Annotated in this window: 6 protein-coding genes; 4 read left to right on the top strand and 2 right to left on the bottom strand. The window is 60.4% G+C overall.

Going from position 1 to position 8,326, the window contains the following annotated elements; genetic code table 11:
* Positions 1-254: 254 nt before the first annotated feature.
* Entirely contained in the window at positions 255-2,270 is a 2,016-nt protein-coding gene (gene uvrB / locus ALO80_RS13905; protein ID WP_003366641.1) for an excinuclease ABC subunit UvrB, read from the bottom strand.
* A gap of 359 nt (positions 2,271-2,629) precedes the next feature.
* Here uvrB and ALO80_RS13900 point away from each other — a divergent pair, with 359 nt between their 5' ends.
* Both ALO80_RS13900 and ALO80_RS13895 read left to right on the top strand, forming a co-directional pair.
* Entirely contained in the window at positions 2,630-3,826 is a 1,197-nt protein-coding gene (locus ALO80_RS13900; protein WP_055009413.1) for an amino acid aminotransferase, read from the top strand.
* 222 nt (positions 3,827-4,048) lie between these two features.
* A complete protein-coding gene (locus ALO80_RS13895) occupies positions 4,049-4,360 on the top strand; it encodes a hypothetical protein (RefSeq protein WP_003407694.1) in 312 nt (103 codons plus the stop codon).
* A 52-nt stretch (positions 4,361-4,412) separates the two neighbouring features.
* Here the strand turns inward: ALO80_RS13895 and pvdQ are convergent, their stop codons facing one another.
* On the bottom strand, positions 4,413-6,752 hold the full coding sequence (pvdQ, locus tag ALO80_RS13890; protein ID WP_055009412.1) for a bifunctional acylase PvdQ: 2,340 nt from the start codon (positions 6,750-6,752) through the stop codon (positions 4,413-4,415).
* Positions 6,753-6,954: 202 nt separating this feature from the next.
* Here pvdQ and ALO80_RS13885 point away from each other — a divergent pair, with 202 nt between their 5' ends.
* Both ALO80_RS13885 and ALO80_RS13880 read left to right on the top strand, forming a co-directional pair.
* Entirely contained in the window at positions 6,955-8,127 is a 1,173-nt protein-coding gene (locus ALO80_RS13885; protein ID WP_054986859.1) for an efflux RND transporter periplasmic adaptor subunit, read from the top strand.
* Positions 8,128-8,326, top strand: a 199-nt coding sequence (locus ALO80_RS13880) for an ATP-binding cassette domain-containing protein (protein ID WP_122341699.1), incomplete at its 3' end; no start/stop codon positions are given.

Genomic DNA, 8,326 nt, shown 5'->3' with positions numbered 1-8,326 from the left:
CAGGACTCAGCCGTCACTTACGTCGCACTTGGCGTCGTTTGTGCGATCGCGGTTGAAAAGCACTGCGTTGGCAGCGGCTGTGTGCAAGGCATAAACCTTGTATTGATTATCGTGCCGACGCTCCGCGTCGGAATGCAGTTCGTGACGCTCTGCGTCACACGGCGGTTCTGGGATGTCAGATGGATTGGGGTCCGACAACGGCGTGCCAACGCGGAGCATTGGCACGAGGGTCGACTGTGTATCCGTCATACAAATCAAACCGCCAGCAACCGCTCGCGCAACTTGCCGATCTCGTCGCGCATCTGAGCGGCGGCTTCGAACTCCAGGTCGCGGGCCAGTTGGTACATCTTCTCTTCCAGTTGACGAATGCGTTTGTTGATCTCGCTCGGCGAGCGCAGTTCGTTTTCGTAACGAGCATTCTCTTCGGCGGCTTTGGCCATGCCTTTGCGCTTTTTGCTGCGCGAGCCGGGCACGGTCGCGCCTTCCATGATATCGGCAACGTCCTTGAACACGCCTTTGGGGGTGATGCCATGTTCCAGGTTGAACGCCAGCTGTTTCTCGCGACGCCGTTCGGTCTCGCCGATGGCGCGCTCCATCGAGCCGGTAATCCGGTCGGCATACAGAATCGCCCGACCATTGAGGTTCCGTGCCGCTCGGCCAATGGTCTGGATCAGCGAGCGGTCGGAACGCAGGAAGCCTTCCTTGTCGGCATCGAGGATCGCCACCAGCGACACCTCCGGCATGTCCAGACCTTCGCGCAGCAGGTTGATGCCCACCAGCACATCGAACGTACCCAGTCGCAGGTCGCGGATGATCTCGACACGTTCCACCGTATCGATGTCCGAGTGCAGGTAACGCACCCGTACACCGTGGTCGCTCAAGTAGTCGGTCAAATCCTCGGACATGCGTTTGGTCAGCGTGGTGACCAGCACCCGCTCCTCCAGCGCAGTACGCTTGTGGATCTCCGATAACAGATCGTCGACCTGCGTAAGCGCCGGACGGATCTCGATCTGTGGGTCCACCAGGCCGGTCGGGCGCACCACCTGCTCGACGATACGCCCGGCGTGCTCGGCCTCGTAGTTACCCGGAGTCGCCGAGACGAAAATGGTCTGCGGGCTGATGGCCTCCCACTCGTCGAACCGCATCGGCCGGTTATCCAGCGCCGACGGCAGGCGGAAACCGTACTCGACCAGGGTTTCCTTGCGCGACCGGTCACCTTTATACATCGCGCCGACCTGCGGCACGCTGACGTGGGATTCGTCGATCACCAGCAAGGCATCCGGTGGCAGGTAATCGAACAAGGTCGGCGGCGGTGCACCGGACGGACGTCCCGACAGGTAGCGCGAGTAGTTTTCGATACCGTTGCAGTAGCCCAGCTCGAGCATCATTTCCAGATCGAAGCGGGTTCGCTGCTCCAGACGCTGTGCTTCCACCAGTTTGTTCTGGCTGCGCAGGTATTCCAGGCGCTCCTGCAGCTCGACCTTGATCCCTTCCATCGCCTCGATCAGCGTCTCACGCGGCGTGACGTAATGGCTCTTTGGGTAAAACGTAAAGCGCGGCAGCTTGCGGATGACCTCGCCAGTCAGCGGGTCGAACGCCGACAGACTCTCGACTTCGTCGTCGAACAGTTCGACCCGGATCGCTTCCAGATCGGATTCGGCCGGGTAGATGTCGATCACATCACCGCGCACCCGAAACGTCGCACGGGCGAAGTCCATGTCGTTGCGGGTGTACTGCAGGTCGGCCAGGCGTCGCAGCAAGGCACGCTGATCGAGTTTATCGCCGCGATCGATGTGCATGACCATGCGCAGATAGGTTTCCGGACTGCCCAGACCGTAGATACACGACACTGTGGTAACGATAATCGCGTCCTTGCGCTCGAGCAGCGCCTTGGTCGCAGACAGGCGCATCTGTTCGATGTGATCGTTGATCGACGCATCCTTCTCGATGAACGTATCCGACGAAGGAACATAGGCCTCGGGCTGGTAGTAGTCGTAATAGGAAACGAAATACTCCACGGCATTATTCGGGAAAAACGCCTTGAATTCGCCATACAGCTGCGCGGCCAAAGTCTTGTTCGGCGCAAGCACCAGTGTCGGCCTCTTGATCTGGGAAATCACGTTGGCGATGCTGAACGTCTTGCCCGAGCCGGTCACCCCCAACAACGTCTGGTGTGCGAGCCCTGCGTCGATCCCTTCGACCAGTTGACGAATGGCCTCGGGCTGATCGCCGGCTGGCTCAAAACGGGTAACGAGCTGGAACTCGGACATAACCTACCTCTTGATTCGTTCGCGACAGGATCGCGCAAGGGACTCGTCTGCACCTGCCAGGCAGGCCATGACGAAATCATCGCCAACGCCCGATCCCGCCGGGAAAAGGCGTGCGATGTCTTGAAATGATGCTTACTAGATGGAGCCATATGCCAGCCTTTCAAGGCGCGCACTTAAAGCATTGAGGTTTGAACGGCACGATCGTTCTGAAAATATGCGCATATACCTCGAAAAAACCCGCCTGAACTGTCGCCCGTCGCAGTGATGCTCTCTATACTAGGCCCTGTTTGTGCACCGCTTTGGCGCATTCGGCCGCAGCGTGCATCCCCTACCCACTCTTCATCAAGAGCCGCCGCACAATGAGCCTGTTTTCCGCTGTCGAAATGGCACCCCGCGATCCGATCCTGGGTATCAACGAAGCATTCAACGCCGACACCCGCACCACCAAGGTCAACCTTGGCGTAGGCGTCTACTGTGATGAAGACGGGCGCATTCCTCTGCTGCGTGCCGTGGCTGAAGCTGAAAAAAACCGCGTCGCCCAGCACGCACCGCGCGGCTATCTGCCGATCGACGGTATTGCCGCTTACGATCAGGCCGTGCAAAAACTGCTGCTCGGCACCGACTCGCCGCTGATCGCTTCGGGCCGTGTGCTGACCACTCAATCGGTCGGCGGCACAGGTGCCTTGAAGATCGGTGCCGACTTCCTCAAGCAATTGCTGCCCGACGCCGTTGTGGCGATCAGTGATCCAAGCTGGGAAAACCACCGCGCACTGTTCGAAACCGCAGGTTTCCCGGTACAGAACTACCGCTACTACGACGCAGCCACCCACGATGTGAATCGCGCAGGCATGCTTGAAGACCTGCAGGCCCTGCCGGACAACTCGGTTGTCGTGCTGCACGCCTGCTGCCATAACCCGACCGGCGTCGACCTGAACCTTGAAGACTGGAAAAAGGTTCTTGACGTGGTCAAGGCCAAGGGCCATGTACCGTTCCTGGACATGGCTTACCAGGGCTTTGGTCAAGGCATTCAGGAAGACGCTCTGGCAGTGCGCCTGTTCGCCGAGTCGGGCCTGACCTTCTTCGCGTCCAGCTCGTTCTCCAAATCGCTGTCGCTGTATGGCGAACGCGTGGGTGCACTGTCGATCATTACCGAATCCAAGGAAGAAACCGCTCGCGTCCTGTCGCAGGTCAAGCGCGTGATCCGCACCAATTACTCCAACCCGCCGACGCACGGTGCAATCATTTCTGCTGCGGTCCTCAACGACCCGGCACTGCGTGCGCTATGGGAACAAGAGCTGGGCGAAATGCGTTTGCGCATTCAGGGCATGCGTAAAGCCATGGTCGAGCGTCTGGCCGATAATCCGGCTGGCCAGGACTTCAGCTTCGTCGCCCGTCAGTGCGGCATGTTCTCCTACTCCGGCCTGACCGCCGAGCAGGCCCATCGTCTGCGCAGCGAGTTCGGCATCTACGCGCTGGACACCGGGCGTATCTGTGTGGCCGCGCTGAATCAGAAGAACATCGACGTAGTGTGTGACGCGATCAAAAAAGTGCTCTGATTGCGCTGCGCGTATCTTTAGCAGCAAACCTGTTCGCGAAGGCTATATTCCGCTCGATGCATCCCATGCGACGTACCGGCTCTTCGCGAACAGCGCTTACCCGACAGTTGCACACGCAGCACCCCAGCCAGCATCACCATTCGGCAACTGAATCGAACGATCCCCATTGTGCCCCCTCGAAACTGTGTCAGAAAATTTTCTGAAACCGATATCGAGGTACTCATGTCTATCGAACCGCAACGTCAGAAAGAACCGACGCCAAATCAGGACGCACCTGCCAGCCCGGGCCCGGACCGCAACGATCCGGCAATCGAGCCGCAAGTCGGTGACGTCAAACCCGAAACTGAAAAGGGCAATGGCCAGAGCCAGGGCCAGACGCCTTCCCCAAGCCAGTCACAGACTCAGTCGCAGAGCCAGTCAACCAGCGACAGCGCCTATGTACCTGACCATGAGCCGGAAGAAAAAACCGAGGATTTGCGCAATCATCAGCCAACCACTGGCGTTGACGCCGATATCGATACACCCGGCGGCTGATTCCCGGAAAGCGCATTTGGGCCGCATGGCCCAAACGCTTTGCTTGCCGTTCTCAGCGATCAGCCTCTTCGCTTATCACTTGCACCTCATACGCAGGATCAGCCTTGATCTGCTGTTCAGTGAACGGCAATACCTGCCACTGCTTTTTTGAAAACGCTTCAGTCTGGTCGCTTGAATGGGGTGACCGTGGATTGCTCGATTCCGAGAACGCCAGTAACCCCTGCGCCATGGGGCCCTGCTCGTCGAACGACACCACTTGCAGGTAGCTGGTGCCACTGACCACCTCGCGCTTACCGTCCTTGCCGGCCACCGTTTGCATGGCGTTGTAGACGCCGAGCCCGGCCGGACCGCCGTGAATCGGGATCTGCTTGCCGCTGATGCTGGAGACCTGAATGTCGCCCCATTTACGGCCTGCCGAGAGGCCTGCCCTGGTCAGTTCATCGACGGCTGCGAGCATGGCCGCGCGCAGTGCGGTGGCAACAGAAGGGTTTTCAATCGCCAGCCCGCTCGGCGTACGAGCCGGGTCCCGCGGGTCGAATGCAACGCGCCACCGCGAGGCAACACCCTGCATGGACGTCATGATCTTCTGGAAGTAGACGAAGCCGATGCCACTGTTCAGGTCAGCCCGTCCGTCCCAGTCTTTCAGTGCAGCGCACAACGGTGCCAGACGAGCAGCATCATCACCCAGCTCCGAGGCACAGAATTTGAGCAGGTCCGGCAGCACTTGCCCGGCCTGATACACCTCGTTGTCCATGACCATAGCTTGCAGGTCTTCGACGCTGACTTTGCCAGCCTGCCGCAGGCTGCCCAGCCGATCCAGCGCAAAACGCGCCCGCTGACCCAGCGGCTGACCGTCCTGGCTGATCAGCGGCGAAAAGCCCTTCAGCGGTGCGACGGGATTGACCATCCAGGCCGAGTCGTTGGAATGCTGCACAAAGTCGCTGCGCAACAGTTGCGGCTGGCGAGAGGACGGATAGATGCCTGGCTGTACCGCATCGGCGGAGACCTCCCAGTTGCACTCACTGCGTGAGCCATCGAGTACGATCAGCTCCGTGCCGATGCGCGGATCACTGCACCTGGCGAGCCTGGCGGCGTCAACGTTCGGCACTACCGAGAGGTTCATGTACAGCGCCTGCCCCTTGGCATCGACTGCCAGGGTGTTGACCCACGGGATGCCCTGGATCTTATGCACCGAATCCTGAAACGCATTGAGGCTGTCGGCCCTGTCCATCGCATACCACTGCTGTAGCACGCGGTCGTTTTCCAGATTGGCATCGCGCAGACTGTAGGCAAACTTGCTGTCCCAGTCCAGCTTGCCTGGCCATCGCACCACCGGCCCGAACCTCGACGAATAGACAATGCGCGGCACAGACTTGAAGCTGCCATCCGGCTGCTTCACCTCGACACTCACCGGCTGCTGACCCATCGCAACCGATTGGCCATCCAGCAGGTAACGCGTGGAGTCCTTCGGGTCGAGCTGCAAGCGATACAAGGTGAAGTGTTTCGACGTGTCGACGGTATGGGTCCAGGCCAGATGCCGGTTGAACCCTATATTGATCAGCGGCAGCCCCGGCAACGCCGCACCCATCACGTCGAGCCTGCCAGGAATAGTCAGGTGCATTTGATAGAAGCGCATGCCACCGCCCCATGGAAAATGCGGGTTGGCCAAGAGCATGCCGCGCCCGTTGGCAGACAGATCGTGCCCTATCGCCACGGCGTTGCTGCCGCGCTCCAGAGCGAAGTGCTGGTTGCGCTGTGCTGCCAATTGCAGCGCCCGATCTTGCTGATGGCCAGTCTGAGCGGGCTTTTGCAGCGCAGGCGGCATGGCACCGGCCAGCGCCTCGGTGAATTGCCCCACGCCGCCCTCGACCAGCAAGCGACGAGTCAGGCGCACAAGATCATCAGTCGTGATCGGCCGAACCCACTCGGCGGCACACGGTTGCGGCAACCCCGTGGCTTTCTGTTCAGCCAGCGAACGGTTGTAACCCGCGACATAGCCCTGCATCAATTGGCGAATCTCGAGCGGCTGCGCTTTCCAGAAATCCGCCAGCGCCTCGGGTGCATTGAGCCACTTGAACAGCAGGTCGCTGGCCATGTTGCTGCGCTGTTCAAGGGTCGCCTTGTCCGGCCCGAAATAGCGCGAGCGCTCGCCGTTGACGGTGACAATCTCATTGGCCAGCAGACACAGGTTGTCCTGTGCATAGGCATAGCCGATGCCGTAACCCAGGCCGCGCTCATTGGCCGCGACGATATGCGGCACGCCAAAAGCGGTACGCCGGATCTCGGCGCTGGCGGCCTGACGATCATCGCCAACCAGGGCATGCGCGGGCAATACCAGCAAGAAGGAAAGACCTGCAAAGACAAAACTGCACAGGGGTCTGGAAATAATCACGCTGACTCCAACTCGACGAGACGACCCGAATTAGCCGCTCCCCTTAAACGAAGCTCAGGGTCGAAATTTACCCGCGCACTGCAACCTGCTGTCGACGCTAAATTCCCGCCTCCATCCCTCGTTTAAAGGGCAGCTCTCTATAAAGAGCCGTTCTGCAGCCCTGGTCCGTCGACCGGCTGATTTTTCCCACGCAGGAACCTGCATGAAACGCTCTCGCCATCCTCGACGCGCCCTTCTGTTAGCGCTGTGCCTGTTCCCGGTCATCGCTGTGTGTGCCTGGCAGATCATGCCTGACAGCAAGGACCCTGCATCGACCGTCACGGTGACCCGCAGCAATATCGAGAACAGCGTCACTGCGCTGGGCACCTTGCAACCCCGCAGCTATGTGGACGTCGGCTCACAGGCCACCGGGCAGATCATGAAAATCCATGCGCAGGTCGGCGATCAGGTCAAGGAAGGCGACTTGCTGGTAGAAATCGATCCGTCGACGCAAAAAGCCAGGCTGGACGCCGCGCGTTATGCCATTGAAAACCTCAAGGCCCAGCTTCAGGAACAGCGCGCGCTGCATGAACTGGCCGAACAGAAGCAGCAGCGTCAGAAGCGCCTGGCGGCAGGCGGGGCAACGCGGGCCGAGGATGTGCAGGCTGCGGAGTCTGAATTCCGCGCCACCCAGGCACGGGTCGACATGTTCAAGGCGCAGATCCTCGAAGCCCAGGCAGCGCTGCGCAGTGACGAGGCCGCGCTGGGCTATACGCGCATCTATGCGCCCATGAGCGGCACGGTGGTCGCGCTCGATGCCCGCGAAGGTCAGACACTGAACGCGCAACAACAGACGCCGCTGATTCTGCGCATCGCCCGATTGTCGCCGATGACGGTCTGGGCTGAAGTCTCGGAAGCCGATATCGGCCATGTCAAACCCGGCATGACCGCCTATTTCACTACCCTGAGCGGCGGCAATCGGCGCTGGAGCAGCACCGTGCGGCAGATCCTGCCAGTGCCGCCCAGGCCGCTGGATCAGGCCAATCAGGGCGGCGGCAGCCCTAGCAGTGCGCGCAAGAGCGGCGGCGGCCGGGTCGTGCTGTACACCGTACTGCTGGACGTCGACAACAGCGATCAGGCGCTGATGGCAGAAATGACCGCACAGATATTCTTCGTCGCCGGCAGCGCACAGAATACCCTCACCGCGCCGTTGGCAGCGCTACGAAGCGGACCGCAGACCGATGTGCAGACCGCGCAGGTGCTATCCGCCAATGGTGATGTGCACGACCGTCAGGTACGCACCGGCATCAGCGACCGCCTGCGCGTGCAGGTTCTCGACGGATTGAATGAAGGCGATCGCCTGCTGCTGCCTTCCTCTGTCGGCAGCGGGGGCTGAATGCACACGCCACTGATTGACCTGCGCGCCATCCGCAAATCCTACGGCGGTGGCGACAGCCCGCTGGTCAACGTGCTGCGCGGTATCGATCTGTCGATCCACGCAGGCGAATTCGTGGCGATTGTCGGCGCCTCCGGCTCCGGCAAGTCGACATTGATGAACATTCTCGGCTGTCTGGATCGCCCGACGTCGGGCGAAT

This window comes from Pseudomonas caricapapayae (genome assembly GCF_001400735.1).
GTDB classification, from domain to species: Bacteria; Pseudomonadota; Gammaproteobacteria; order Pseudomonadales; family Pseudomonadaceae; genus Aquipseudomonas; species Aquipseudomonas caricapapayae.
This window is presented reverse-complemented; position numbering and strand designations above follow the sequence as displayed.

Bases quoted from the DNA above. Each gene is read 5' to 3' on its own strand.
- uvrB (WP_003366641.1), bottom strand. From the start codon at position 2,270: ATGTCCGAGTTCCAGCTCGTTACCCGTTTTGAGCCAGCCGGCGATCAG.
- ALO80_RS13900 (WP_055009413.1), top strand. From the start codon at position 2,630: ATGAGCCTGTTTTCCGCTGTCGAAATGGCACCCCGCGATCCGATCCTG.
- ALO80_RS13895 (WP_003407694.1), top strand. From the start codon at position 4,049: ATGTCTATCGAACCGCAACGTCAGAAAGAACCGACGCCAAATCAGGAC.
- ALO80_RS13885 (WP_054986859.1), top strand. From the start codon at position 6,955: ATGAAACGCTCTCGCCATCCTCGACGCGCCCTTCTGTTAGCGCTGTGC.